The 24,033-nt window shown below is 68.9% G+C and carries 24 protein-coding genes; 15 read left to right on the plus strand and 9 right to left on the minus strand.

What is annotated here, in order from left to right; translation table 11 throughout:
• Positions 1-146: ferrochelatase (locus F790_RS14505; RefSeq protein ID WP_198004664.1), on the minus strand; the 146-nt coding region annotated here is incomplete at its 3' end.
• A gap of 72 nt (positions 147-218) precedes the next feature.
• Complete coding sequence (locus tag F790_RS0109400; RefSeq protein ID WP_019021709.1) at positions 219-815, minus strand: HNH endonuclease; 597 nt, start codon at positions 813-815, stop codon at positions 219-221.
• A 349-nt stretch (positions 816-1,164) separates the two neighbouring features.
• On the opposite strand from F790_RS0109400, the gene F790_RS0109405 reads away from it, so the two are divergent.
• The 8 genes from F790_RS0109405 to F790_RS0109440 all read left to right on the plus strand — a co-directional run bounded on the left by F790_RS0109405 (position 1,165) and on the right by F790_RS0109440 (position 14,329).
• Positions 1,165-2,295, plus strand: coding sequence for a Re/Si-specific NAD(P)(+) transhydrogenase subunit alpha (locus F790_RS0109405; RefSeq protein ID WP_019591496.1), 1,131 nt, complete (start codon positions 1,165-1,167; stop codon positions 2,293-2,295).
• Positions 2,292-2,600 carry a proton-translocating transhydrogenase family protein gene (locus F790_RS0109410; protein WP_019570471.1) on the plus strand — a complete coding sequence of 103 codons (309 nt, stop codon included), beginning with the start codon at positions 2,292-2,294 and terminating at the stop codon, positions 2,598-2,600. Before F790_RS0109405 ends, F790_RS0109410 begins: the two co-directional genes overlap by 4 nt.
• Positions 2,597-3,985: an NAD(P)(+) transhydrogenase (Re/Si-specific) subunit beta gene (locus tag F790_RS0109415; RefSeq protein WP_019591497.1), complete on the plus strand. Its 1,389-nt coding sequence runs from the start codon at positions 2,597-2,599 to the stop codon at positions 3,983-3,985. The genes F790_RS0109410 and F790_RS0109415 overlap by 4 nt, the downstream gene beginning before the upstream one ends.
• Positions 3,986-4,380: 395 nt before the next feature.
• Positions 4,381-6,615: a primosomal protein N' gene (locus F790_RS0109420; RefSeq protein WP_019591498.1), complete on the plus strand. Its 2,235-nt coding sequence runs from the start codon at positions 4,381-4,383 to the stop codon at positions 6,613-6,615.
• A 94-nt stretch (positions 6,616-6,709) separates the two neighbouring features.
• On the plus strand, positions 6,710-8,473 hold the full coding sequence (gene argS / locus F790_RS0109425; protein ID WP_019591499.1) for an arginine--tRNA ligase: 1,764 nt from the start codon (positions 6,710-6,712) through the stop codon (positions 8,471-8,473).
• A gap of 4 nt (positions 8,474-8,477) precedes the next feature.
• Positions 8,478-9,080, plus strand: a complete 603-nt coding sequence (locus F790_RS0109430; protein ID WP_019589830.1) for an SPOR domain-containing protein — start codon at positions 8,478-8,480, stop codon at positions 9,078-9,080.
• A 2-nt stretch (positions 9,081-9,082) separates the two neighbouring features.
• Positions 9,083-13,054: an ATP-dependent RNA helicase HrpA gene (gene hrpA, locus F790_RS0109435; protein ID WP_019591500.1), complete on the plus strand. Its 3,972-nt coding sequence runs from the start codon at positions 9,083-9,085 to the stop codon at positions 13,052-13,054.
• Positions 13,055-13,072: 18 nt separating this feature from the next.
• Complete coding sequence (locus F790_RS0109440) at positions 13,073-14,329, plus strand: FAD-dependent oxidoreductase (RefSeq protein WP_019591501.1); 1,257 nt, start codon at positions 13,073-13,075, stop codon at positions 14,327-14,329.
• Between the two features lie 18 nt (positions 14,330-14,347).
• Here F790_RS0109440 and F790_RS0109445 read toward each other — a convergent pair whose 3' ends face one another.
• Genes F790_RS0109445 through F790_RS0109455 form a run of 3 tightly spaced genes read right to left on the minus strand, consistent with a single transcriptional unit; the run spans position 14,348 to position 16,686 of the window.
• Positions 14,348-15,700 (minus strand): ATP-binding protein, encoded by a 1,353-nt coding sequence (locus F790_RS0109445; RefSeq protein ID WP_019021702.1) that lies wholly within the window; start codon positions 15,698-15,700, stop codon positions 14,348-14,350.
• Between the two features lie 21 nt (positions 15,701-15,721).
• Positions 15,722-16,423: a response regulator transcription factor gene (locus F790_RS0109450; protein WP_018869253.1), complete on the minus strand. Its 702-nt coding sequence runs from the start codon at positions 16,421-16,423 to the stop codon at positions 15,722-15,724.
• The gene (locus F790_RS0109455) at positions 16,420-16,686 is read right to left on the minus strand and encodes a hypothetical protein (RefSeq protein WP_019570463.1); all 267 of its coding nucleotides are present in this window, start codon (positions 16,684-16,686) and stop codon (positions 16,420-16,422) included. Before F790_RS0109455 ends, F790_RS0109450 begins: the two co-directional genes overlap by 4 nt.
• Before the next feature lie 131 nt (positions 16,687-16,817).
• Here F790_RS0109455 and F790_RS0109460 point away from each other — a divergent pair, with 131 nt between their 5' ends.
• On the plus strand, positions 16,818-17,153 hold the full coding sequence (locus F790_RS0109460) for a DUF2288 domain-containing protein (RefSeq protein WP_019570462.1): 336 nt from the start codon (positions 16,818-16,820) through the stop codon (positions 17,151-17,153).
• A 186-nt stretch (positions 17,154-17,339) separates the two neighbouring features.
• Here the strand turns inward: F790_RS0109460 and F790_RS0109465 are convergent, their stop codons facing one another.
• On the minus strand, positions 17,340-17,651 hold the full coding sequence (locus tag F790_RS0109465; protein ID WP_019591502.1) for a PilZ domain-containing protein: 312 nt from the start codon (positions 17,649-17,651) through the stop codon (positions 17,340-17,342).
• Positions 17,652-17,881: 230 nt separating this feature from the next.
• Here F790_RS0109465 and F790_RS0109470 point away from each other — a divergent pair, with 230 nt between their 5' ends.
• Complete coding sequence (locus F790_RS0109470; protein WP_018869249.1) at positions 17,882-18,193, plus strand: c-type cytochrome; 312 nt, start codon at positions 17,882-17,884, stop codon at positions 18,191-18,193.
• Positions 18,194-18,225: 32 nt separating this feature from the next.
• Positions 18,226-19,521, plus strand: coding sequence for an NAD(P)/FAD-dependent oxidoreductase (locus tag F790_RS0109475; RefSeq protein WP_019591503.1), 1,296 nt, complete (start codon positions 18,226-18,228; stop codon positions 19,519-19,521).
• A gap of 101 nt (positions 19,522-19,622) precedes the next feature.
• Here F790_RS0109475 and F790_RS0109480 read toward each other — a convergent pair whose 3' ends face one another.
• Positions 19,623-19,823 (minus strand): YdcH family protein, encoded by a 201-nt coding sequence (locus F790_RS0109480; protein WP_018869247.1) that lies wholly within the window; start codon positions 19,821-19,823, stop codon positions 19,623-19,625.
• A gap of 95 nt (positions 19,824-19,918) precedes the next feature.
• Between F790_RS0109480 and F790_RS0109485 the strand changes: the two genes are divergently transcribed.
• Positions 19,919-20,689: a S9 family peptidase gene (locus F790_RS0109485; RefSeq protein WP_019591504.1), complete on the plus strand. Its 771-nt coding sequence runs from the start codon at positions 19,919-19,921 to the stop codon at positions 20,687-20,689.
• A gap of 255 nt (positions 20,690-20,944) precedes the next feature.
• Here the strand turns inward: F790_RS0109485 and F790_RS0109490 are convergent, their stop codons facing one another.
• Positions 20,945-21,685 carry a ferredoxin--NADP reductase gene (locus F790_RS0109490; protein WP_019591505.1) on the minus strand — a complete coding sequence of 247 codons (741 nt, stop codon included), beginning with the start codon at positions 21,683-21,685 and terminating at the stop codon, positions 20,945-20,947.
• Positions 21,686-21,808: 123 nt separating this feature from the next.
• Here F790_RS0109490 and F790_RS0109495 point away from each other — a divergent pair, with 123 nt between their 5' ends.
• The 3 genes from F790_RS0109495 (at position 21,809) to F790_RS0109505 (ending at position 23,195) form a co-directional block, all read left to right on the plus strand.
• The gene (locus tag F790_RS0109495; protein ID WP_019591506.1) at positions 21,809-22,390 is read left to right on the plus strand and encodes a thioredoxin family protein; all 582 of its coding nucleotides are present in this window, start codon (positions 21,809-21,811) and stop codon (positions 22,388-22,390) included.
• 221 nt (positions 22,391-22,611) lie between these two features.
• Complete coding sequence (locus F790_RS0109500) at positions 22,612-22,818, plus strand: AbrB/MazE/SpoVT family DNA-binding domain-containing protein (RefSeq protein ID WP_019591507.1); 207 nt, start codon at positions 22,612-22,614, stop codon at positions 22,816-22,818.
• Positions 22,815-23,195, plus strand: coding sequence for a type II toxin-antitoxin system VapC family toxin (locus F790_RS0109505; protein ID WP_019591508.1), 381 nt, complete (start codon positions 22,815-22,817; stop codon positions 23,193-23,195). The genes F790_RS0109500 and F790_RS0109505 overlap by 4 nt, the downstream gene beginning before the upstream one ends.
• 118 nt (positions 23,196-23,313) lie before the next feature.
• Here F790_RS0109505 and F790_RS0109510 read toward each other — a convergent pair whose 3' ends face one another.
• Positions 23,314-23,778: a DUF3800 domain-containing protein gene (locus F790_RS0109510; RefSeq protein ID WP_019591509.1), complete on the minus strand. Its 465-nt coding sequence runs from the start codon at positions 23,776-23,778 to the stop codon at positions 23,314-23,316.
• Between the last annotated feature and the right edge of the window lie 255 nt (positions 23,779-24,033).

A 24,033-nucleotide genomic window follows, 5' to 3' on the forward strand; every position in this document is an offset into this window, starting at 1 on the left:
ACCACGCGGGGATCCCACAGGAACTGCTTGAGGTAGCGCCGCAGTGCCGGGGCGGTGGGTTCATCGGGGGTGCCCAGGTTGGTGAGCAGCACGCCGGCGTCGCGCGCCTGGCCGTGGCGGTAATCCGACTCTCCGAAGTACTTCATGACGTTCCTTAATGGCTGGATCCGGCGATGCATGGGAGTCCCGGCCACCGTCAAAGGTTCGACCGGAACGCATCAGGATAGCGCGTCGCCCTCGAGACGTCCCCGCAGCGGGCTGGTCCGCGGGAAATGGGCCTGCAGGAATTCCATCTGGTCCGCCAGCACCCGGCGTCCCTTCAGGTAGATGTACTCGGCATGCGTGGGCGTGAACGGGATCGCCAGCAGCTGCATGCCGGCCTGTTCCGGTGTGCGGTCGGCCTTGTGGTTGTTGCAGCGCTTGCAGGCGGTGACCACGTTCTTCCACATGTCCTGCCCCTGCTGGCTGACCGGGGTCACATGATCGCGCGACAGCTCGCGGGCGGGGAAATGGCGGCCGCAGTAGAGACACAGGTGGGCGTCGCGCCGGAACAGGGTGGGATTGTTGAGCGGGGGGACGTAGTTATCGCCCTGGCGGGCGCGGGTACCGTGGGTGGCGATGATGGAGTTGACCTCCACCGAGGACTGACGGCCGGAACGCGCGTTGATGCCGCCGCGCACGCGATAAAGCGGTCGGCCGCAGGCGTAGGCCACCTGCTCGCAGTAATAAAGCCGCACGGCCTGTTCCAGGCCGATCCACTCCAGCGGCATCCCGGAGGCATCCGTGCGCAGGACCTGATGCTCGGTCGGTAACATGACCTCGCCCACCCTCAAGGAAACACGGATTTCCTCACGCGGCTCACGGTTCCGGCGACCCCCGCGCCCGTGAACAAACCGGTGCTTCCTCGGCACGTATACGCACAATAAACGGCGTCGGCGCGCAATACAATTTCATCCACATGAATCGTCCCGTCGCCATACTCCGGCCCGGACTCCGGTTTATGCGCGACGGCGATTCCGCTACACTCACGGGCTCGTTTTACGCTGCGGGGCGCTTTCGGCCCCGCGGCATCCGGTTTTTCCACCACCCGCGAGCGCGGTCGTGCCTCCCTTTGCCATTGGGGCCATCGGGATTGCGGGAACGCACGGCCCGGGGAGAAAGCGCATGGCAATCAGACTAACCGTACCCAAGGAGAGTGCCAGCGGCGAACGCCGTGTCGCACTGGATCCGCTGGTCACCGGCAAATTCGGCCAGCTGGGCGTAACCGTTCAGGTCGAGAAGGGCGCCGGCGAAGCCGCCGGTTTCCCCGATTCGGCCTACGAGGGCGCCACCCTGCTGGACACCGAGGCCGCCTATTCACAGTCGGACATCATGGTCCGCGTGGCGCCGCCCACGGTCGATGAGGTCAACCGACTGCCGGAAGGCTCGACGCTGGTGGGGCTGTTCCACGCCCATCGTCATCCCGAGGTCGTCCGGGCCATGCAGGAGCGGCGCATCCAGAGCTTCGCGATGGAGCTGATTCCGCGCATCTCGCGCGCGCAGAGCATGGACGCGCTGTCCTCGCAGGCGGCCGTGGTCGGCTACAAGGGCGCCATCCAGGGCGCCGACCTGGCCTGCCGCTTCTTCCCGATGCTGACCACCGCGGCCGGCACCATCCGTCCGGCCAAGGTGATCGTGATCGGCGCCGGCGTGGCCGGGCTGCAGGCCATCGCCACGGCCAAGCGCCTGGGCGCGATCGTCGAAGCCTACGACGTGCGCTCGGCGACCAAGGAGCAGGTGGAATCGCTGGGCGCGAAGTTCCTCGACCTGGGCGTATCCGCCGAGGGCGAGGGCGGCTACGCCCGCGAACTGACCGCCGAGGAAAAGAAGCAGCAGCAGGATGCGCTGGGCGAGTACATCGCGCAGGCCGACGTGCTGATCACCACTGCGGCGATCCCGGGCCGCGAGTCACCGAAGCTGGTGCCCGAGGACATGGTCAAGGGCATGAAATCCGGCGCGGTGATCGTCGACCTGGCCTCCGAGGGCGGTGGCAACTGCGTGCTGACGCAGCCCGGCGAGACCATCACCCAGCACGGCGTGATCATCCACGGCCCGCTGAACGTGCCGTCGCAGGTTCCGCTGCATGCCTCCGAGATGTATGCCAAGAACCTGCTGAATTTCCTGACCCCGATGCTTCCCGAGGGCGAATTCCAGCCCGACTGGGAAGACGAGGTCATCGCCCAGAGCGTGCTCACGCGTGACGGCGAGATCGTGCATGCCGCCACCCGTGATGCCATCCAGGGAGCTTCCTCATGATCGAGATCTCAGGTTTCGTAGCGCTGTATATCTTCATGCTCGCGGCCTTCACGGGCTTCGAGGTGATCTCCAAGGTGCCGGTCATCCTGCATACCCCGCTGATGTCCGGTTCCAACTTCGTCCACGGGATCGTCCTGGTCGGGACCATGGTCGCACTGGGCCACGCCCAGACGCCGCTGGAGCAGGCGATCGGCTTTGTCGCCGTGATCCTCGCCGCGGGTAACGCGGCCGGCGGCTACGTGGTCACCGAACGCATGCTGGAGATGTTCAAGTCCAGCAAGGACGACAAGGGAGACAAGGCATGAGTCTGATCATCAACCTCGCCTACTTCGTGGCGGCGGTGCTGTTCATCGTCGGCCTGAAGCAGATGTCGTCGCCGACCACCGCCCGGCCCGGCATCATCTGGGCCGGTGTCGGCATGCTGCTGGCCACTCTCATCACCTTCGTGCACCCGGAGATCTCCGGCGGCGTGAACTACACCCTGATCGTTCTGGGTATCGCCATCGGCGGCGCGCTGGCCTGGTGGAGCGGCAAAAAGGTCCAGATGACCGACATGCCGCAGATGATCGCGCTGTACAACGGCATGGGCGGCGGCGCCGCGGCCGGCATCGGTGCGATCTACCTGCTGCAGGCCACCCCCGAAACGGTCACCACCACCGGCCTCGCCATCGCGGTGATCGGTTCGGTGATCGGCTCGGTGGCGTTCTCCGGCTCGCTGGTGGCCTACGCCAAGCTGCAGGGCCTGATGAAGAAGACCCTGAACTTCCCCGGGCAGCAGCTGCTCAACCTGGTGATCATCGTCCTGGTGGTGGTCCTCGGCTTCATGATGGCCCTGGGCGACGGCACCATCGGCGGCGGCACGCTGTTCGCGTTCTTCGTCCTGTCGCTGGCCTTCGGCGTGCTGATGACCCTGCCGATCGGCGGCGCCGACATGCCGGTGGTCATCTCGCTGTACAACGCCCTCACCGGCCTGGCGGTCGGCTTCAAGGGCATCGTGCTGGACAATCCGGCCCTGATGATCGCCGGTATCGTGGTCGGTGCGGCCGGCTCGCTGCTGACGCAGCTGATGGCCCAGGCCATGAACCGGCCGCTGAAGAACATCCTGTTCAGCCAGTTCGGTGGCGGCTCCAGTGCCGCGGAAGAAGAGATCGAAGGCACGATGAAGGAGATCCAGGCCAACGACGCCGGGATCATGATGGCCTATTCCAGCAAGGTGATCATCGTGCCCGGCTACGGCATGGCCGTGGCCCAGGCGCAGCACAAGATCTGGGAGCTGACCGAGCTGCTGCAGAAGCGCGGCGTGGACGTGAAGTTCGCGATCCACCCGGTGGCCGGCCGCATGCCCGGGCACATGAACGTGCTGCTGGCCGAGGCCGGGGTGCCCTACGACATCATCTACGACCTCGACGAGATCAACGACGAGTTCAAGACCGCCGATGTCGCGATGGTGATCGGGGCGAACGACGTGGTGAATCCGGTCGCCCGGACCAACCCCGACTCGCCGATCTACGGCATGCCGATCCTCAACGCAGACGAGGCGCACAACGTCATCTGCGTCAAGCGCGGCCGCGGTTCCGGTTTCTCCGGCATCGAGAACCACCTGTTCTATGCCGAGAACAACCGCATGCTGTACGGCGATGGCCAGAAGGTCGCCGCGGAGCTGGTGGCCAGCGTCAAGGCGCTCGGCTGAAGCCCGCGGCCGGAGGGCGGCATCGCCGCTCCTCCGGGACGCCCCGGACGGACCCGGAGACCCGGCCCCTGTGGCCGGGTTTTTTTGTGCCCGCGCGCCGTGCGGGGCCCACAACTTGTACACAACCCCTACAGGTCCCGCGCTCGCCCGGCGACCATGGCGCACTTGCAGCAACGTGCGCTCAAACGGGCTCACATAATCCCGATATGTATTTGTTTTTTCGGTTTTTATTAGAAAGATGGTCATTCCGTAACCAATCTGTCATCGTCCGCGACAGTACAAGGGTTTAGGAAGTTTCCCACCGCTTCTTCCACAGAGTTATCCACAGGTTCTGTGGAAAACCTCACCCCACCCACGGACTCGGGAGGCGTGGCCACGTCGCGTACACTGACCCCATGCCCGACACCCCCTCATCCACACCGTCCATCGTCCGGGTCGCCATCGACCGCCCGCTGGACCGCCTGTTCGACTATCGCACGCCGCCGGATCGCGACGTGCGGCCCGGCATGCGCGTGCGGGTCCCGTTCGGCCCCACCCGCCTGACCGGGGTGGTGATCGAAACGGGGGTCACCAGCGAGATGGAACCCGAGCGCCTGCGTGTGGTCAGCGAAGTGCTGGACGCCACCCCGATCCTCCCCGACTCGCTGCGTGAACTGCTCGGCTTCGGTGGCCGGTACTACCACCACCCGATCGGCGAGGTGGTGCTGGGGGCCCTGCCACCCGCCCTGCGTCGCGGCCGGCCACTCCCGCAAGCCGCCACGCCCGAACCGCTGTGGGCGGTAACCGAGCAGGGACACCGCGCCCTGGCCGACGGCGCCGTGCGCGGCGAACGCCAGCGCGCCATCCTCGCGGCGCTGGCCGACCCCGACAGCGCCCCCGGTGGTCGCCTCGATCGTCCGACCCTGGCCGGCATCCTCGGCCGCCGACCCGCCCCGCGCGAGCTGGAACGCCTCGCCGAACGCGGCTGGCTGGAGTGCCGCCCCCCGGAACACCCGACAGACGTCCCGCCGGAGGCCGATAGCGCGGCGGGGCGCCCCCTGACCCCCGAACAGCAGGCCGCGGTGGACGCGCTCACCCCCGGCGAAGCCCGCCCCCTGTTGCTGGAGGGCGTTACCGGGTCCGGCAAGACCGAGGTCTACCTGCGAATGGCGGAACGGGTCGTCGCGCGTGGCGAGCAGGTCCTGGTTCTGATCCCCGAAATCGCCCTGACCCCGCAGCTGGCGGCCCGTATCCAGGCGCGTTTCCCCGGCCGGGTCGCGCTGCTGCACTCCGGCCTGGCCGAGGGCGAACGGCTGCGGGCCTGGGCCAGCGCGGCGCGCGGCGAGGCCCGGGTGGTGGTGGGCACCCGTTCGGCGCTGTTCACGCCGCTGCCCGAACCCGGCCTGATCGTGGTCGACGAGGAGCACGACGCCGCGTTCAAACAGCAGGACGGCTTTCGCTACAATGCCCGCGACCTCGCGATCAAGCGCGGCCAGCTGGAGGCCATCCCGGTGGTGCTGGGCTCGGCCACGCCGACCCTGGAGACCCTGCAGGCCGCGCGCCAGGGCCGCTACACCCACTGTCCGCTGCGCACCCGCCCCGACGGCACGGCCCCGCCTCGGATCGAGGCCGTGGACACCCGGGTCCACACCCCCGACGAGGGGCTGACCTCGCCGTTGCTGGACGCCATGCAGGCCACCCTCGCCGGCGGTCAGCAATGTTTCGTGCTGCTCAACCGCCGCGGCTATGCCCGCACGCTGGCCTGCGATCACTGCGGCTGGGTGGCCGACTGCCGCCACTGCGACGCCCGCCTCACCGTGCACGCCGGCAACCCGCGGGCGGTCTGCCACCTGTGCGGGCACCACGAACCGGTCCCCGACCGCTGCCCGGACTGCGGGGCCGAACTGGCCCGCCGGGGGCTGGGCACCCAGCGCCTGGAACAGGCCCTGGCGCGGCATTTCCCGCAGACCCCGCTGATCCGGCTGGACCGCGACAGCATCCGCCACAAGGGGGCGCTGGAGGAGGCCCTGGAGCGCATCCGCTCGCTGGACGCGGCGATCGTCGTCGGCACGCAGATGCTGGCCAAGGGCCACGACTTCCCGCGCGTGGGCCTGGTGGGCGTGATCGACGTGGACCAGGGCCTGTACTCGGTGGACCTGCGCGCCGCCGAACACACCCTGCAGCTGATCGTGCAGGCCGCCGGGCGCGCCGGACGCGGCGAAGCCGGCGGACGGGTGCTGCTGCAGACCGGGCACCCGGAGCATCCGCTGATCCGCGGTCTGGACGCCGCAGACTACACCGCCATGGTGCGTCCCCTGCTGGACGAACGCGCGGAGAGCGGCTTCCCGCCCTTCGGTCATCTGGCTCTGGTGCGGGTGGAGGCCGAGGACGCGAACACCGCGGAAAACCGCGCCGGCGAGGTGGCCGCGCCCCTGCGCCGCGCGGCCGCGCCCGGCGTGCGCGTCCTGGGTCCCGCCCCGGCCCCGCGCCACCGCGTGAACCGGCGCTACCGCGAGCAGATCCTGGTGCAGTCCGGCGACCGCCGTGCCCTGCACGCGACCCTGCATCAGGCGCGCCGGGCCTGGGAGGGGCTGACCCTGCCGCGCGAGGTGCGCATCGCCCTGGATGTGGACCCGGTCAGTCTCGCCTGAACCCGCCCTGTTCGCCTGCAAGCAGGCGAACAGGGCGGCATCGAGGGCCCCAAGGGGTTAGAATACGCGTTTTGCCAGCACGGACCCGCGACCCTTGAAAGACACCCTGACCCAGGCCCTGGAAACCGCCCTCGCAACCCTCGTCGCCGACGGCCGCGTGCCGGCCGATCATGGTGTATCGGTGGAGGTCAGCCGCGCGCGCGACCGCGAGCACGGCGACTTCGCCAGCAACCTCGCCATGCAGCTGGCCAAACCCGCGCGCAGCAAGCCGCGCGACCTGGCCGAGGCCCTGACCGCCGCAATGCCCGAGGTCCCCGGCCTGGCCAGCACCGAGATCGCCGGCCCCGGCTTCATCAACTTCCGCCTGGCGGCCGATGCGCGCACGCAGGTGCTGGGGCACATCGCGGAACGGGCCGGCGATTTCGGCCGCTCGAACGCCGGCGGCGGACGCCCGGTGCAGGTGGAATTCGTCTCCGCCAACCCCACCGGGCCGCTGCACGTGGGTCATGGCCGTGGGGCGGCGTTCGGCGCGACGGTCGCCGACCTGCTGGACTTCTCCGGCTACGACGTCACCCGCGAGTACTACGTCAACGACGCCGGACGGCAGATGAACATCCTCGCGGTGAGCGTGTGGATGCGCTATCTGGAGCGCCACGGCGTGGAACTCCCGTTCCCGGCCAACGGCTACCGGGGCGACTACATCTACCCCGTCGCCGATACCCTGACCCGGCACATCGGCGATCGCGGCGTGCATCCGGCCGCGGACGTCACCCGTGACCTGCCGCCCGACGAACCCGACGGCGGCGACAAGGAGACCTACATCGACGCGCTGGTGACGCGCGCGCGGGACCTTCTGGGCGAGGCGCTGTGGGACGAGTTCTTCGAGGGCGGCCTGAACGCCATCCTCGAGGACATCCGCGACGACCTGCGCGAGTTCGGGGTGGAATACCAGTGCTGGTTCTCCGAACGCAGCCTGGCCGACTCCGGCGCGATCGACGCGGCGGTGGAAGACCTGCAGGCGCGCGGCGCGCTGTATGAACAGGACGGCGCGCTGTGGTTTCGCTCCAGCGACTACGGCGACGACAAGGACCGCGTGGTACGCCGCGAGAACGGCGACTACACCTACTTCGCCTCGGACATCGCCTACCACCGCGAGAAGTTCCAGCGCGGCTTCGACCGGGTGATCAACATCTGGGGCGCCGACCACCACGGCTACGTCCCGCGCGTGCGTGCCGCACTGCAGGCCCTGGGCCTGGAAGCCGAGCGCCTGGACGTGCTGCTGGTGCAGTTCGCGATCCTTTATCGCGGGGGCGAGCGCCTGCCGATGTCCACCCGCGCCGGGCAGTTCGTGACCCTGCGCGAGCTGCGCGACGAAGTCGGATCGGATGCAGCTCGCTTCTTCTACGTGCAGCGCCGCTGCGACCAGCACCTGGACTTCGACCTCGACCTTGCCAAGTCGCAGTCCAACGACAACCCGATGTACTACATCCAGTACGCCCACGCGCGCATCGCCAGTGTGCTGCGCACCGCGGGCGAACGCGGCCACCAGCCCGCGGCGGCACAGGCCGACGGCCTCGCCGAACGGCTCGTCGAACCGCACGAGGACGAGCTGCTGGACCGCCTGGACCGCTTCCCCGAGGTGGTCGCGGCCGCCGCGCAGGCCTGCGAGCCGCACCAGATCGCCCAGTACCTGCGCGAACTGGCCGGTGGCTTCCACACCTATTACAACGCCGTGCCGTTCCTCAACGCCGGAGACGACGAGCTGATCCGGGCCCGCCTGGCGCTGGTGACCGGCATCAAGCAGGTGCTGGGCAACGGCCTGCGCCTGCTGGGCGTGCACGCCCCGGAGCAGATGTAACCCCATGGCCCAGGCCCGCAAGGTACGCCGCAAGCCGGCACAAAAGAAAGAACGCGGTCCGCTGCCCGGCTGGATCTGGCTGCTGGCCGGCCTGCTGATCGGGCTGGGCGTGGCCGCAGTGCTGTACCTCCAGGGGGCGGATCGCCCCGACAGCCTGAGCGACTGGCTGAGCGAACGCGATCGCCCGGCGGCCGAACCGCGCCCGGAACCCGTGCCCGACCCCGCTTCCGAACGCGAGCCCGAGCGCGAGGAGCCGCGCTTTCGCTATTACGAACTCCTGCCCGAGGACGAAGTCACGGTGCCCGACGCGCCCGCCCGCGACGATGCGGATACGGACGCCCCGCCCGCACCACTGGATACACCGGATGCCGACGGGCCGGTGGTGCTGCAGACCGGCTCGTTCCGGCGCGCGGAGCAGGCGGACGAGATGCGCGCCCGGCTGACCCTGCTGGGCCTTTCCCCCGAGGTCCGCGAAGCCGAGATCGACGGCGACACCTGGTACCGCGTGTACCTCGGGCCGTACAGCGATCCCGACCGCACCCGCGAAGTCCTCGAGCGGCTGCGCTCGGAAGGCATCGAGGCCCTGCGCCTGCGCGACCGGGGCTGACCATGGAGACCGGGGAGAGCGCCGCGCCGGATCTCGACGCGCTGTCCGCCGAAGTCGACGGTCTCCAGCGCATTGCCGAACGGCGCGACCTGCAGGACCTGCTCCGCCGCGCGCGACGCCGGCGCGACCGTGGCCAGGCGTTCGACCGCCTGGCCCGCAACCTGCAGCAGCGCCTCGCGACCGAACAGCAACGCGAGGCCGCGGCCGAGGCGCGTCGGCCGCAGCCCGTATATACCGGGGATCTCCCGGTGCACGCGGAACGCGAGCGGATCATCGAGGCGATCCGCACCCACTCCGTGATCGTGCTCTCCGGCGAGACCGGTTCCGGCAAGACCACCCAGCTGCCCAAGCTGTGCCTGGAGGCCGGACGCGGACGCGGCGGCCTGATCGGCCACACCCAGCCGCGGCGCATTGCCGCACGCTCGGTGGCCGCGCGCATCGCCGAGGAGCTGGGCACCCCGCTGGGCGAGGAGTCCGGCGCCGCGGTGGGCTGCAAGGTCCGCTTCTCCGACCGCACCGGGCCGGACAACTTCGTCCGCCTGATGACCGACGGCATGCTGCTGGCCGAGATGGCCCACGACCCCGAGCTGCTGGCCTACGATACCGTCATCGTCGACGAGGCCCACGAGCGCAGCCTCAACATCGACTTCCTGATGGGGGTCCTGCAGCGCCTGGTGCGCAAGCGCCCGGAGCTGCGGGTGATCATCACCTCGGCCACCCTGGACCCGGAACGCCTGTCGCGGTTCTTCGACGATGCCCCGATGATCGACGTGCCCGGACGCACCTATCCGGTGGAGCTGCGTTACCGCCCGCTGGAACCGGATACCGCAGACGACGACGAAGACGAGGACGGCGGCGAACGCGACCTGTTCACCGGCATCCGCGACGCGGTGCGCGAATGCCGCCGCGCCGGCCCCGGCGACATCCTGGTGTTCCTGCCGGGCGAACGCGAGATCCGCGATGCCCACCGCGCCCTGCGCGGCGAGGAATCCGCGCCCGACACCGAGGTCCTGCCGCTGTACGCCCGGCTGTCGGCGCGCGAGCAGTCGCGGGTGTTCCAGGCGCACTCGGGCCGGCGCATCGTGCTCGCCACCAACGTCGCCGAGACCGCGCTGACCGTGCCCGGCATCCGCTACGTGATCGACTCCGGGCTGGCCCGGGTGTCGCGCTATTCGTGGCGCACGCGGGTGCAGCGGCTGAGCCTCGAACCGGTATCGCAGGCCGCCTGCGACCAGCGCGCCGGCCGCTGCGGCCGCCTCGGGCCGGGGGTCTGCATCCGCCTGTTCTCCGAGGAGGACTACCAGCAGCGCCCGGCCTTCACCGACCCGGAGATCCAGCGCTCCAATCTGGCCTCGGTGATCCTGCAGATGGCCGCGCTGAAACTGGGCGACCCGCGGCGCTTCCCGTTCGTCGACCCGCCGGATTCGCGCCTGATCAAGGACGGCTACCGCCTGCTGGAGGAACTGGGGGCGGTGGATGCCGGCCATCGCCTGCAGGAGCGCGGCCGCCAGCTCTCGCGCATGCCGGTGGATCCGCGTCACGGGGCGATGCTGCTGGCCGGCGCCGAGCACGGCTGCGTGACCGAGACCGCCACCATCGCCGCGTTCCTGTCCCTGCAGGACCCGCGCGAGCGGCCCGCCGACGCCACGCAGGCGGCCGACACCGCGCATGCCGAGTTCCGCGTCGAGGGCTCCGACTTCATGGGCATGCTGCGGCTGTGGCAGGCCTGGCACGACGCGCGCGAGGCGCGCGGCTCGAACGCCCTGAAGCGCTGGTGCCGCGAGCACTTCCTCAACTTCATGCGCATGCGCGAATGGCAGGAACTGCGCAGCCAGCTGCTGCGCCTGGCGCGCGACATGGAACTGCACCCGGGCCGCGCGACCGCCGAGCCCGCGTCCGTCAAACCCGAGGCGGTACATCGCGCCCTGCTGAGCGGGCTGGTCAGCCAGATCGGGCAGAAGACCGAACGCGGCGACTACCTCGGCGCGCGCAACCGCCGCTTCCAGATCCATCCGGGCTCGGTGCTGGCGAAGAAAAAGCCCAACTGGGTGGTCAGCGCGGAGATCGCCGAAACCACCCGGGTGTATGCCCGCGAGAACGCGCGCATCGAACCCGACTGGCTGCTGGTGGTGGCCCCGCACCTGCTGCGCCATCATATCTTCGAGCCCCATTTCCAGCGCCGCAGCGGGCGCGTGGGCGCCTACGACCGCATCACGCTCTACGGCCTGGTGGTCGCGGCGAAGAAGCCGGTGGACTTCGCCCGCCACGACCCCGAGGAGGCCCGGCGGATTTTCATCCGCGAGGGGCTGGTCGGCGGCCAGCTGCGCACCCGTTCGCGCGGCGTGCGCGCCAACCGCGAGGCGGTGGCCGCGATCACCGAAGAGGAGGCCCGCGGCCGGCGCCGCGACCTGCTGGCCGAGGAGGACCGGCTGTTCGAATTCTACGCCGCGCGCATCCCGGAGGACGTGCGTGACGGCCCGTCGTTCGAACGCTGGGTGCGCAAACGCGAGCAGAAGGACCCCGACAGCCTGCGCATCGACCCCGCCGAGCTGCGCAACGAACCCGAAGCGTCCCTGCCGCAGGGCGCCTACCCCGACCACCTCGAACTGGAGGGCCTGCGCCTGCCGCTGCACTACCGCTTCGAGCCCGGGCAGGAAGACGACGGGGTGACCGTGGACGTCCCGGTGGCCGCACTCAACGCGGTGCCGGACTGGCTGGGCGACTGGCTGGTGCCGGGCCTGCTGGAGGAGCGTGTCACGGCGCTGCTGAAGAGCCTGCCCAAGAGCCTGCGGCGCCAGTTCGTGCCGGCGCCGGACTTCGCCCGCGCCGCGCTGGCCCGGCTGGAGCGCCGCCAGGGCCCGCTGCTGCCGGCGCTGGCGGAAGAACTGGAGCGCATGACCGGCACCGCCATCCCGCCCGACGCCTGGCGCCCGGACACGCTCGAACCGCACCTGATCCTGCGCTTTCGCATCCTCGACCCGGACGGGAACGAGCTGACCGCCGGGCGCGACCTGCCGGCGCTCAAGGCCGAACTCGGCGGCACCGCGGAGGCCACCTTCGACCCCGGCCCGACGAGCGGCCCCCAGCGCGAGGGCATCACCGAATGGGACTTCGGCGCGTTGCCGGAGAGCGTGGAGCACGAACACCAGGGCGCCCGCATGCGCGCCTTCCCGGTGCTGGTGGACCGCGGTGACAGCGTGTCACTGGAGCTGGAACCCGACCCCGCCGCGGCCGAGCGCCGCCATCGCGCCGGGCTGCGCCGGCTGTTCCTGCTGGCCCTGCGCCCGGCGGTGCGCGATCTCAAGCGCCAGCTGCCGGACATGGACCGCGCCAGCCTGCACTACGCCACGCTGGGACAAGGCCGGGGTGAGGGCATCGCCCTGCGTGACCAGGTGCTGGAGGCGGCGGCCGACCGGGTGTTCCTCGCCGACGCCCCGGAACAATGGCCGCGCGATGCCGAGGCCTTCGCCGAGCGTCTGGAAGCCGGGCGCAGCGAACTGGGCCCGACCGCCACCGAACTGGCCCGCCTGGCGGCCGACATCCTCGCCCGCTGGCACGACCTGCGCAGCCGGCTGCACGGCGATCTGCCACTGTCCTGGATCGAGGCGGCGCGCGACATCCGCGATCAGCTCGACGCCCTGGTACCGCCGGACTTCCTGCTGAGCACCCCGCCCGACGTGCTGCCCGAGTTCCCGCGCTACCTGCAGGCCATCGACCGGCGCCTGGAGCGCCTGACCCGGGCCCCGGACAAGGACCGCGCCGGCCGGGTGGCCGTGGAACCGCTGTGGCAGAAGGCCCGCAACCTGCTGGAGCGTCGCCCCGATGACCCCGATGTCCTCGCCTTTCGCTATCGCATCGAGGAGTTCCGCGTATCGCAGTTCGCCCAGGAGCTGGGCACCCGCGAAAAGGTCTCGGCACAGCGCCTGGAACGCGAGTACGACACGCTGATCAAACGCTTTGCCGGATCTTTGTAGGCAACGGGAGGGGAGCGCATGCATGTGGTGGTCATCGGAGCCGGCGTGATGGGGGTCACCACCGCGTGGTATCTGCGCGAGGCCGGATGCGATGTCACCCTGCTGGACGCCGCGACGGAACCGGCGGCCGGCGCCAGCCATGCCAACGGCGGCATGCTGCACGCCAGCCATGCCGAGCCCTGGAACACCCCCGGCGTGGGCCTCGACCTGCTGCGCTATCTGGGGCGCGAGGACTCCCCGCTGCTGATGCGCCCGCGCGCCCTGCCGGGACTGGCCGGCTGGGGTCTGCGTTTTCTGTGGCACAGCCGGCGTTCGGCCTTCCAGCGGCACGCCCTGGTCAACGCCCGCCTGGCCGCTTTCTCCCTGCGCGAGACCCGGCGCCTGAATCGGGAACTGGCCGGCTCCGGCCTGGACTTCGACTTCCGTGAATCCGGCATCCTCAAGGTCTTCCGCGATCCGGACAGCCTCGCCCGCAACCGGCATGCGGCCGAGGCCATGCAGGACGAGGGCGTGCGGTTCGAGGCCTGGGACACCGAGCAGGTGATCAACCGCGAACCGGCGCTGGCCGGGGTGCGCGACGAACTCTGCGGCGGGCTGTATTTCCCGGATGATGCCATCGGGGATGCGCGCCGCTTCACCACCGGACTGCTCGAGCTGGCGCGGGACCGCAGCCTGCGCTACCGGCCCGCGACACGGGTGCGGCGGCTGCGCACGTTCCAGGGGCGAATCGACGCGATCGAGACCGATGAGGGACCGATTGCAGCCGATGCCTGCGTAGTCGCGAGCGGACACGAGGCCCCGGCGCTGCTGCGCCCGCTCGGGCTGCACCTGCCGGTGGCCCCGGTGAAGGGCTATTCCCTGAGCCTGCCGATGGATGCCGAACGGCGACTGAACCTGCCGCTGATCGACGACGCCAACAAGGTGGTCATGACCCCGCTGGGCGATCAGCTGCGGCTGGCCGGCACCGCCGAGTTCGCCGGCACCGACGCGCGCATGGAACCCCGACGCGCAGCCAACGTGCTGGCCCAGTGCCGGCGCACGCTGACCGCGCTGCCGGCGGAGCTCGACCGCGAGACCATGGCCCCGTGGGCCGGGCTGCGCCCGATGAGCGATCGCGGTACGCCGATCCTGGGGCCCACGGCGGTACCGGGTCTGCATCTCAACACCGGCGCCGGGCATCTCGGCTGGACCTTTGCCTGCGGCGCGGCGGCGCTGGTGCGCGACGGGCTGCTGGGGCGGGCGCCCGAGGCCTCGCTGGAGGACTTCCGGCTCTGAGACGGGCGCACACGGGCCTCAGTCGCCGACCGGGGCGAACACCAGCCGCAGCCGCGCGCCACCCAGCTCCGGCGCACGCTCGATCTCCAGCTGACCACCATGATCGCTGACCAGGGTGTGGATGATGCTGAGCCCCAGGCCCTGGCCCGCCGCCTGTCCGTCCGCGTCTTCGCGCGTGTCGGCCCGCTGGCCGCGTTCCAGAACCCGCTCGCGATCGGCCGGGTCGATCCCGGGCCCGTCGTCATCCACCGTCAGCACGGTTTCCCGCTCATCGCAGTGTGTGGTGATCCGCACCCGCGAGCGGGCGTGGCGCACCGCGTTGTCCAGCAGATTCCCCAGGAGTTCAAGCATCGCGCCCGAATCCATGCGCAGGGCACAGCCCTCCGCCACATCGGTCTCCAGCGACACCCCCTGGTGCTCCGCCAGCCGCCGCAGGGCGCGGCAGGTGCGCTCGATCACCGGGGCCAGGGGCTCGGGCGTCTGGAACGGCACCGGGCCCACCCGCTGGGCCTGGTTGAGCTGGTGCTGGACCATCGCCTGCAGGCGGTCGACCTGGCGCCGCAGGTCTTCGTGATCGGGGGCGTGCCCTTCCAGATTCAGGCGCAGCGAGGCGATCGGGGTCTTGAGACTGTGGGCAAGATCCGCGAGTGCGTTCTGCTGGCGCACCAGACGCTCGCGCTCGAAGTCGATCAGGTCGTTGATGGAACCGGTCAGCGCCCCGATCTCGCGCGGGTAGGGCCCCTCCAGATGCACCCGGTCACCATGGCGCAGGGCGTCCAGCTCCGCGCGCACCCGCCGCAGCGGGCGCAGTCCCCAGAACCACAGCGCCAGGATCAGGGCCACGATCAGCGACAGGGTCATGGTCAGCAGGCCCTGCCACAGGCTGTAGCGGTAGCTTTCGACCTGCTCGTCGAATGCGCTGCGATCCTCCAGCATCTGGAACACCAGCGGCACCGATTCGCCATCCAGCTGCCAGCGCACCGTCATGCTGTAGGCAAAGTATTCGTCGCGCGTCCAGTCATTCAGTTCGGTGGCCACCGCCGACGGCGAACGCCAGACGGTATCGCCGGTGGGCCCGAGGATGCGCGCGTACAGCCCGCCGCCGGGCAACTGCAGCCGGCTCTCCGGCAGCATCTGCGGCACCCGCACGTCGTCTTCCGCGAGCACCTCGACCATGCCCATCAGCAGCAGCACCTGCGCCTCCAGCCGGGTTTCGGCTGCGTCCGCGGCATTGTCGCGAAAGGCCGTTTCCAGCACCCATGCGGTCAGCACCGAAAACAGCAGCACCACCGCCACCGCCACCAGTCCCATGCGCAGGAGCAACGGCGCGCGGGCGGCGCGATCGGCCAGGGAACGCTCGGCAAGGGCCATGGAGGGGCGTGACGTAACCGTTCAGGCGTCGGCCGAAGCGGCGTCGGGCTGCAGGGCGAAGCGATAACCGCGGCCGCGCAGGGTCTCGATCACGCCCAGCCCGCCGTCCGGGTCCAGCTTGCGCCGCAGGCGCCCGATCAGCACCTCGATCACGTTGCTCTCGCGGTCGTCGTCGTGCTCGTAGAGATAGTCGGCCAGGGCGTCCTTGCTCAGCACCCGGCCGGGCTGGCGCGCCAGATGCAGCAGCAGGCGGTACTCGAAGGTGGTCAGGCTGACGCCCTCGCCGTTCAGCCACACGGCATCGGAGGCAGTGTCGATCACCAGCGGGCCAAAGCGCAGCGCCTCGTGCCCCGACTGCAGGCTGCGGCGCGCCAGCGCGCGCAGGCGCGCCACCAGCTCCTCCACATGGAAGGGTTTGGTCAGGTAGTCGTCGGCGCCTGCCTCCAGACCCTCGACCTTGTCCTGCCAGCGGTCACGGGCGGTCAGCACCAGGATCGGCAGCCGCGGCTTGTGTTCACGGGTCCGGCGGATCACGTCCAGGCCGTCCATCCCGGGCAGACCCAGGTCCACCACGGCGATGTCACAGTTGTATTCGGTCAGCAGATACAGCCCGGTGTCGCCATCGGCAGCGGTGTCCACCCGGCAGCCCGATTCCTGCAGCTCTCCGGCCAGCTGGCCGCGCAGCGCCGAATCATCCTCCACCAGCACGATTCGCAGGTTCATCGCCGCACCTCCGTGCCCTGTTCGATCCGCAGCGTCCGGACCTCCTGATTCTCGGTCAGGATACGCACCACGAAGACCCGCACGCTGCCCTCGCCGTCATTTTCCCGGGCCGAAAGGATCCGCCCGGGATACAGCGCCTCCACCTGCTCGACCGCCTCGTCCAGCGTCCACACCGGGTTGCGATCCGCCCCGTCCTCGCGCGCACCGGCGCCTCCCGCCAGCAACAGGATCAGAAGGAACACCACGGGGGCAAGACGGGTCATTCGGATTCCCCACACACTGGACAACATCAACAATCTCTCCCTGACTGAGTTCGACGGACGGTTGCAGTGCCAAGGGTATCCGCCTAGCCTGAACCGCATCTGAAATCCGCATGCGACACAGCCGAGCGACCATGTCCGAACCCAGCGATCTTCCCGTCGAACCACCGGCCGACCCCGAAGCCGAAATCCCCATCGAGGAGGAGGCCGGGCCCATCCGCTGGAGCGAGCTGATGCCCCATTTCGCCCGCGGTGTCGTGATTCGCGTGGCCCCCGAACTGGACCTGATCGAGGTGGCCCGCGCCTTCCGTGACGATTCCACCCACGAGGTCAGCGCCTGGCTGGCCAGCGGCCAGGTGGCGCGCGCCTCCGACGAGGACGCCCGCCGCTGGACCGAGGCCGATCCGGTGTTCACCGCGATCGTGGCCGCACCGTGGGTGCTGGCCCAGGAGCGGACGACGGCGCATTAGGCGGGTCGGCCCTGATCGGCCGGAGGGCCGGCCTCCTACCCCCCGACCGTAGGAGGCCAGCCCTCTGGCCGATCAGGGGCCACCCCCGGCGCCGGATCGCGCAGGGGGCTGCGCTCCTACAAGCCCCCAGCCGTAGGAGGCCAGCCCCCTGGCCGATTGGGTTACCCCGCGGCCGACCCCGCGCGATCAACCCCCCATCGCCTCGGGGTCGAACCTCACCGCAATGCCGTCCTCGTGCACACGCACGACCTGGGCACGAACCTTCGGTGGCGCGTCACCATCCCCCAGCAGGCCGAAGACCTGCAGCATCAGCTCGTCGTCCGACTCGAGCTCGAGCAAGCCCCTGAGGTCCGGTTTCTGCCCCTCCTCCCAGCGCAGGAAGGCCCCGCCACCGGAGATGTCATTGGTGGTCAGGGTCACCGGCTCGCCATCGCCCGCCGATACCACCACGTTGACCGTCATCGGTATCCGCGGATGACGTCGCCGCTCCTCGATCATGGTTCCATCCCCTTGCTGTCTTAGAAAACGCTAATCGAAAACGATTTTTTTTTGTGCTATACCGTCGAGGCAATGATCGACCCAAGGCGAGATCATGCGCAAGGCCGGGCATGAACCCGGCCGCGCCAATGAAGAGCCCGGATCGTCACACCGGGCCGGAGGATGAAGGCAGCGCATCACGGCTGTCGCCGCTAAAACAGCAAACCTTCAAGACGGAGGAGTCCGTAACAATGAAGAAATCGCGCCTTACTTTCGCGGGGCTGGTCGGGGCCGTGGCCCTTGCCATTCCGTTCGCTCAGGCCACGGCCGGCGACGAAATCACGCGTGGACAGCTGATGGCCGACACCTGCGTGAACTGCCACAGTGCCGCGTCCGCCGAGGCCGGGGGTGCCCCGGATCTCAGTAACTATCCCTCCAGCCTCATTGTCAGCCAGATGAAGGCGTTCCGCGATGGCGAACGCCCGGCCACGGTCATGGACCGTCACGCCACCGGCTACACCGATGAGGAAATCGAGGCCCTGGCCGCGTACTTCGGTCAGTGAACGGCCCAGAACACAAGAGAGGGAGAGACATCATGCAGGAATTTTCCCGCCGTAATTTCATCAAGGTCGTCGGCGCGGGGAGCGCCGTGGCCCTGACCGGCATCGGCTGTGCGCCGCACAAGACGCGTGCCCCCGAAAAGGCCCATGTCGTCGTGGTCGGTGGTGGCTCCGGTGGCGCCACCGCCGCGAAATACCTGAAGAAGTATTCGCCGGAACTCAACGTCACCCTGGTCGAGCCCAACGCCCGCTATTACACCTGCTATGGCAGTAACTGGGTGCTGGGCGGCATCGTCGACATGGACTTCATCGAACAGACCTACGGCGCGCTGGAAAGCCGCCACGGGGTCCGGGTCGTGCAGGATCGCGTGACCGCGGTGGACGCCGACGGCCGCAACGTCCGTCTCGCCAGTGGCGAGACCCTGCAGTACGACAAGCTGGTCATGTCCCCGGGCATCGATTTCCGCTACGACCGCACCGAGGGCATCAGCGAGGCCGACGCCGAGCGCATCCCGCACGCCTGGAAGGCCGGTGACCAGACCCGTATCCTGCGCCAGCAGCTCGAAGACATGCCCAATGGCGGCACGTTCGTGATGGTGGCCCCGCCGAACCCGTTCCGCTGCCCGCCCGGGCCGTATGAGCGCGTGTCGCTGATCGCGAGCTATTTCAAGCAGCACAAGCCCCGCTCCAAGATCATCATCCTCGACGCCAAGGACGGCTTCTCCAAGCAGGGCCTGTTCGAGGAAGGCTGGGAACAGGAATACGGCGACATGATCGAATGGCGCCCGGCCTCGGACGGCGGTCTGGTCGAGGAGATCGACGTCCGCAACATGACCGCGGTGACCGAAGCCGGTTTCGAACGGGTCGAGGCCGACGTGATGAACTTCATCCCGGCCCAGCACGCCAACCAGGTCATGCACGACGCCGGACTCACCAACGCGGAGGGCTGGTGCCCGGTGCGCCAGGACACCTTCAGGTCCGAGCGTGACGACAACATCTACGTGCTGGGCGACGCCTCCGTGGCCGGTGCGATGCCGAAGTCGGGCCACTCCGCCAACACCCAGGGCAAGATGGTCGCCGCGGCGATCAGCCACGAACTGGCCGGCCGCGACCCGGTCACCCCGACTGCAGTGAACACCTGCTACAGCCTGGTCACGCCGGACTACGGCATCAGCGTGGCGGCGGTGTACCAGTTCAAGGACGGCCAGATGGCCGGCGTGGAAGGCGCCGGCGGTGTCAGCCCGACGGGTGCATCCAGCCGCTTCCGCGAGCAGGAAGCGCAGTACACCCGCGGCTGGTACGCCGGCATCACGGCGGACATCTGGGGCTGATCGGCCCGCTTCGCCTCATCACACGAACGGGAAGGATCCCGTTGACGGCGCCCTCCGGGGCGCCGTTTTTTTGCTGCCCTTCCCCCGGCCCTGGCCCCTCCTCAGGCGTTCAGATCCGGGATCAGGCGGCTGCGCAGCCGCGCAATAGTGTCCTTGAGCTGAAGCTTGCGCTTCTTCAGCCGACGGATCTCGAGAAAATCCGGGGACGGCCCGGCGTGCATGGCGGCGATCGCCGAATCCAGCGCCCGGTGCTCCGCCTCCAGTTCCGTCAGTCGTGCCCTGATCTCGCTGTCGTATTCCACGTCCGCTCCCCGGAGTCCGTCGCCTCGCGTATCATCCCAGACCGGTCCGGCCGGGGCCACAGCCCCGACCATCCCGCCACTTCGGAGACCGGAACATGGCCATACGCAACACCTCGCTGTCCATCCCCACGCCGCGCGGAGTCCGGCTGAGCGGCGTCCTGGTGGAACCCGAGGGGCCACCGCGCGGCAAGGCCTGCATCGCCCACTGCTTCGCCTGTTCCAAGGACTTCCCCGCCACCGTGCGCCTGGCCCGCGCGCTGGCCGAGGAGGGCTACGCCACCCTGCGCTTCGATTTCGCGGGCCTTGGCGAATCCGAAGGGACGTTCGCGGACTCCACCCTCCAGACCGGCCACGAAGACCTCGAAGCGGCACTGGACACCCTCGCCGCGCATCATCCGGACACGGAGCCCACCCTGCTGCTCGGCCACAGTTTCGGCGGAGCGCTGGCCATTCTCGTCGCCCCCGAACGTCCAGAGGTCGACGCCGTGGTCACCATCGCCGCCCCCAGCCGCCCCGGGCACGTGCGCCACCTGTTCCAGGATCACGCCGAAGAGATCGCGCGGGAGGGACACGCCCGGCTGATCATAGGGGGGCGCCCGGTCACCATTGGCCGGGCGCTGCTGGAGTCCATCGAGGAGCCCACGCTGGAGACCGCGCTGGCGCAGCTCAACCGGCCGATCCTGCTGCTGCATGCCCCCGGGGATACCGTGGTCAACGTGGACCACGCCGGGCATATCTTCCGCATGGCGCAGCACCCGCGCAGCTTCGTCGCCCTCAACCGCGTCGACCACCTGCTCTCACGCCCGGAACACACCCGCTACGTCGCCGGCCTGATCCGCGCCTGGTCCGCCAACCTGACCGATTGACACCGCCCCGGATCGCGCAGGGGGCTGCGCTCCTACCAGACCCTCCCCGGCCGTAGGAGGCCAGCCCTCTGGCCGATCGGGCCATCCCCGGCGCCGGATCGCGCAGGGGGCTGCGCTCCTACCAGACCCTCCCCCGGCCGTAGGAGGCCAGCCCTCTGGCCGATCGGGCCATCCCCGGCGCCGGATCGCGCAGGGGGCTGCGCTCCCACAAGGCGCCTCCGGCCCGCAGGAGGCGAGCCCTCTGGCCGATCGGGGCTACCAGTAGCTCTCGGTGGTGAGATGCCCCGGCTTGCGCCGGCGGTTCTTCTGCAGGCCGCGTTCGCGCAGCAGGGCCTGGGTGTCGGAGACCATGTCGGGGTTGCCGCAGAGCATCACCTGGGAGTGCTCCGGCGCAAAATCGATCCCCGCCTGCGCCTCCAGCTCGCCCTCCGACAGCGCCGTGGTGATGCGCCCCTGGATGGCACCGGGGTGTGCCTCACGGCTGACGAAGGGGATGTACTGAAACCGCTGCGCATCGCGCTCCGAAAAGCCCGCAATGGTGCCCTGGTAGGTCAGCTCCTCGGCGTGGCGCACCGCATGCACCAGACGGATATTCTCGAAGCGCTCCCAGGGCTCGTCGGTCTTCAGGATGGACAGGAACGGCCCGATCCCGGTCCCCGTCGACAGCAGCCACAGATCGCGCCCGTCAGGGATCTCGTTCAGGGTGAAAAACCCCGTGGCACGCGGCATCAGCTCCACCGTGTCGCCGGGTTCGAGCTGCACCAGGCGGTTGGACAGCGGCCCGTCCGGCACGGTGATCATGTAGAAATCCAGCGGGCGCTCGTCCGGGGCGTTCACGTACGAGTACGGCCGCCCCACCAGTTCGCCGTCGATCTCCATGCGCAGACGATTGAACTGCCCGGCCACGAACGGTTCCACGTCCGCATCGATGCGCAGCGAGAACAGGCGGTCGGTCCACTGCTTGCGTTCCTGCACGGTGCCGGTCACCCAGCCCATATTCCTGACTCCTGTACTTGGTTAAAGGCAAGCATGCGGGCGGCGCCCGGGCATTTCAAGCAACCCCGGGGCGGCCCCTATAATAGCGGGCATCTCTGAAAACCACAGACAGGAGCACAACCGATGGCACGCACCCCCTCGCAGATGATCGAGCTGGGCACCGAAGCCCCCAACTTCCAGCTGCCCGATGTCGTCTCCGGCGAGACCATCAGCCTGGACAGCTTCCCCGACGCCAAGGGCTACATGATCGCGTTCATCTGCAACCACTGCCCCTTCGTGCAGCTCATCCGCCACGAGTTCGCGCGCTACGGGCGTGAATACACCGAAAAGGGCATTGCGGTGATCGCCATCAACTCCAACGACATCGAGGCCGTCCCCGAAGACGCCCCCGACGCGATGCGCGACGACGCCCGCCGTTTCGGCTACAAGTTCCCCTACTGCCTCGACCAAGACCAGTCCGTGGCCAGGGCCTACCAGGCCGCCTGCACTCCGGATCTGTACCTGTTCGACGCCGACCGCAAGCTCTACTACCGCGGCCAGTTCGACAGCACCCGCCCCGGCAGCGACCGCCCCGTGACCGGCGAAGACCTGCGCAACGCCACCGAGGCCCTGCTCGCCGGCCAGCCCGCGCCCGAGCCCCAGCACCCCAGCCTCGGCTGCAACATCAAGTGGAAGCCCGGCAACGAACCCGCCTATTTCGCCTGAAACCCGTCGACGAACGCCGCGATCGGCGAGAGGGCTCGCCTCCTGCGGGCCGGGGGCGCCTTGTGGGAGCGCAGCCCCCTGCGCGATCCGGCACCGGGGCTGGCCCGATCGGCCAGAGAGCGGGCCTCCACGAGAGGAGGGGGAGTGCGGGAACCTTCGCCCATCTTCGGGATCGATGATACATTGGTAAAACGAATTATCGATCGATCAGGGTGCTAAAAATGGAAGGCCTCACCATCTCTCCGAAATATCAGGTCGTCATCCCCAGGGCGGTACGCGAGGCGCTGGATCTTCGTGCAGGCCAGAAGGTTCAGATTATTGCGTACGACGACCGTATCGAACTGATTCCCGAGCGGCGTATGAGCGACATGCGGGGGTTCCTCAAGGGCATTGACCCTGATGTCCCGCGCGAGGGAGATCGCGTGTGAACGTGGTCGATTCGTCCGCGTGGCTGGAATACTTTGCCGACGGTCCCAATGCCGAAGCTTTTGCAGACGCCATCGAGACCACGCGAGAACTGATCGTCCCAACGATCAGCCTCTACGAAGTCTTCAAACGGGTACTCCAGCAACGAGGCGAGGCGGCAGCCTTGCAGGCAGCCGCATTGATGCAGCAGGGCGAACTCGTCGAACTCACGGGGCCTTTGGCCCTGTCCGCCGCGAGTCTCGGCAACCAGCATGGTCTCCCGCTCGCCGACAGCATCATCTACGCCACCGCGCGCGCCCATCAGGCCGACCTCTGGACCCAGGACGCCGATTTCGACGGGCTTCCGGCTGTTCACTACATTCCGAAGCCTTCCCCGTAAGAGGTCAGCCCTCTGGCCGATCGGGCCTGTCCAACACCCAAATCGGCGAGAGGGCTCGCCTCCTGCGGGCCGGGGTTACCTTGTGGGAGCGCAGCCCCCTGCGCGATCCAGCGCGCGGTCAATCACGCACGTAATACCCGTGTCGCGTCGGTCCCTGCGAATCGAAACAGTGCGAAATTCGGTTGAACAGCGCGCTGTCCCCGCGTTCGTGATGCCGATAGATCGCATGGGCCACCAGATCCGCCAGCTGGATCAAACGCGACGCTCTCGAATCAAGGAACACCGGGACTTCGGCGTAGTTGTACGTCTTTCCCCAAGCGTGTCCGTAGTGCTTGAAATCTCGCGCCAGAGACTGAATCCGCTGCTCGGTAGAGGATTTATCCAGAAGGATCAGGCCCCGCTGAGGATCGCCGTGCCGGGCATAACAGCGCTTCAGGAACAGATCGAAGCGGGCCGCAATCGCGTTAAGCTCGTCCTCGAGGAAATGGGCCTTGCGCTCGAAGACACTCACGCCAGCCAGGACGAAGAAATCCTCGGCCGAATTCGCGACGCTCCCTGACTCATCCAGGTAAAGGAGATGCATGGCTTCCCTGCCCGCTTACAAAAAGGCCGCCCTGATGGCGGCCATTCAGACATTTTTGAGGGAGCCGAGGGAGTAACGGAACTCCAAACATTGCAGGATAAGGCAACGCTACCCGACTCGCATAATGGATGCTGCGACCGGATCGCCCCAATGTCAAGAGCCGGACACGGGAACGAGCGAGGAGTGCGAGCCTCAACGCGATGCGGCATCGCAGGATACCCCAATCGGCCAGAGGGCTGGCCTCCTACGGGCCGG

It is taken from the genome of Thioalkalivibrio sp. ALE20 (genome assembly GCF_000381405.1).
GTDB lineage: Bacteria > Pseudomonadota > Gammaproteobacteria > Ectothiorhodospirales > Ectothiorhodospiraceae > Thioalkalivibrio.

Excerpts from the sequence above, each read along its gene's own strand:
- F790_RS0109495 (WP_019591506.1), top strand. The coding sequence starts at position 21,809 with ATGGCACGCACCCCCTCGCAGATGATCGAGCTGGGCACCGAAGCCCCC.
- F790_RS0109485 (WP_019591504.1), top strand. The coding sequence starts at position 19,919 with ATGGCCATACGCAACACCTCGCTGTCCATCCCCACGCCGCGCGGAGTC.
- F790_RS0109420 (WP_019591498.1), top strand. The coding sequence starts at position 4,381 with ATGCCCGACACCCCCTCATCCACACCGTCCATCGTCCGGGTCGCCATC.
- F790_RS0109510 (WP_019591509.1), bottom strand. The coding sequence starts at position 23,778 with ATGCATCTCCTTTACCTGGATGAGTCAGGGAGCGTCGCGAATTCGGCC.
- F790_RS0109445 (WP_019021702.1), bottom strand. The coding sequence starts at position 15,700 with ATGGCCCTTGCCGAGCGTTCCCTGGCCGATCGCGCCGCCCGCGCGCCG.
- F790_RS0109440 (WP_019591501.1), top strand. The coding sequence starts at position 13,073 with ATGCATGTGGTGGTCATCGGAGCCGGCGTGATGGGGGTCACCACCGCG.
- F790_RS0109455 (WP_019570463.1), bottom strand. The coding sequence starts at position 16,686 with ATGACCCGTCTTGCCCCCGTGGTGTTCCTTCTGATCCTGTTGCTGGCG.
- F790_RS0109400 (WP_019021709.1), bottom strand. The coding sequence starts at position 815 with ATGTTACCGACCGAGCATCAGGTCCTGCGCACGGATGCCTCCGGGATG.
- F790_RS0109470 (WP_018869249.1), top strand. The coding sequence starts at position 17,882 with ATGAAGAAATCGCGCCTTACTTTCGCGGGGCTGGTCGGGGCCGTGGCC.
- F790_RS0109465 (WP_019591502.1), bottom strand. The coding sequence starts at position 17,651 with ATGATCGAGGAGCGGCGACGTCATCCGCGGATACCGATGACGGTCAAC.
- F790_RS0109500 (WP_019591507.1), top strand. The coding sequence starts at position 22,612 with ATGGAAGGCCTCACCATCTCTCCGAAATATCAGGTCGTCATCCCCAGG.
- F790_RS0109460 (WP_019570462.1), top strand. The coding sequence starts at position 16,818 with ATGTCCGAACCCAGCGATCTTCCCGTCGAACCACCGGCCGACCCCGAA.
- F790_RS0109410 (WP_019570471.1), top strand. The coding sequence starts at position 2,292 with ATGATCGAGATCTCAGGTTTCGTAGCGCTGTATATCTTCATGCTCGCG.
- F790_RS0109405 (WP_019591496.1), top strand. The coding sequence starts at position 1,165 with ATGGCAATCAGACTAACCGTACCCAAGGAGAGTGCCAGCGGCGAACGC.
- F790_RS0109475 (WP_019591503.1), top strand. The coding sequence starts at position 18,226 with ATGCAGGAATTTTCCCGCCGTAATTTCATCAAGGTCGTCGGCGCGGGG.
- F790_RS0109450 (WP_018869253.1), bottom strand. The coding sequence starts at position 16,423 with ATGAACCTGCGAATCGTGCTGGTGGAGGATGATTCGGCGCTGCGCGGC.
- F790_RS0109415 (WP_019591497.1), top strand. The coding sequence starts at position 2,597 with ATGAGTCTGATCATCAACCTCGCCTACTTCGTGGCGGCGGTGCTGTTC.
- hrpA (WP_019591500.1), top strand. The coding sequence starts at position 9,083 with ATGGAGACCGGGGAGAGCGCCGCGCCGGATCTCGACGCGCTGTCCGCC.
- F790_RS0109430 (WP_019589830.1), top strand. The coding sequence starts at position 8,478 with ATGGCCCAGGCCCGCAAGGTACGCCGCAAGCCGGCACAAAAGAAAGAA.
- F790_RS0109490 (WP_019591505.1), bottom strand. The coding sequence starts at position 21,685 with ATGGGCTGGGTGACCGGCACCGTGCAGGAACGCAAGCAGTGGACCGAC.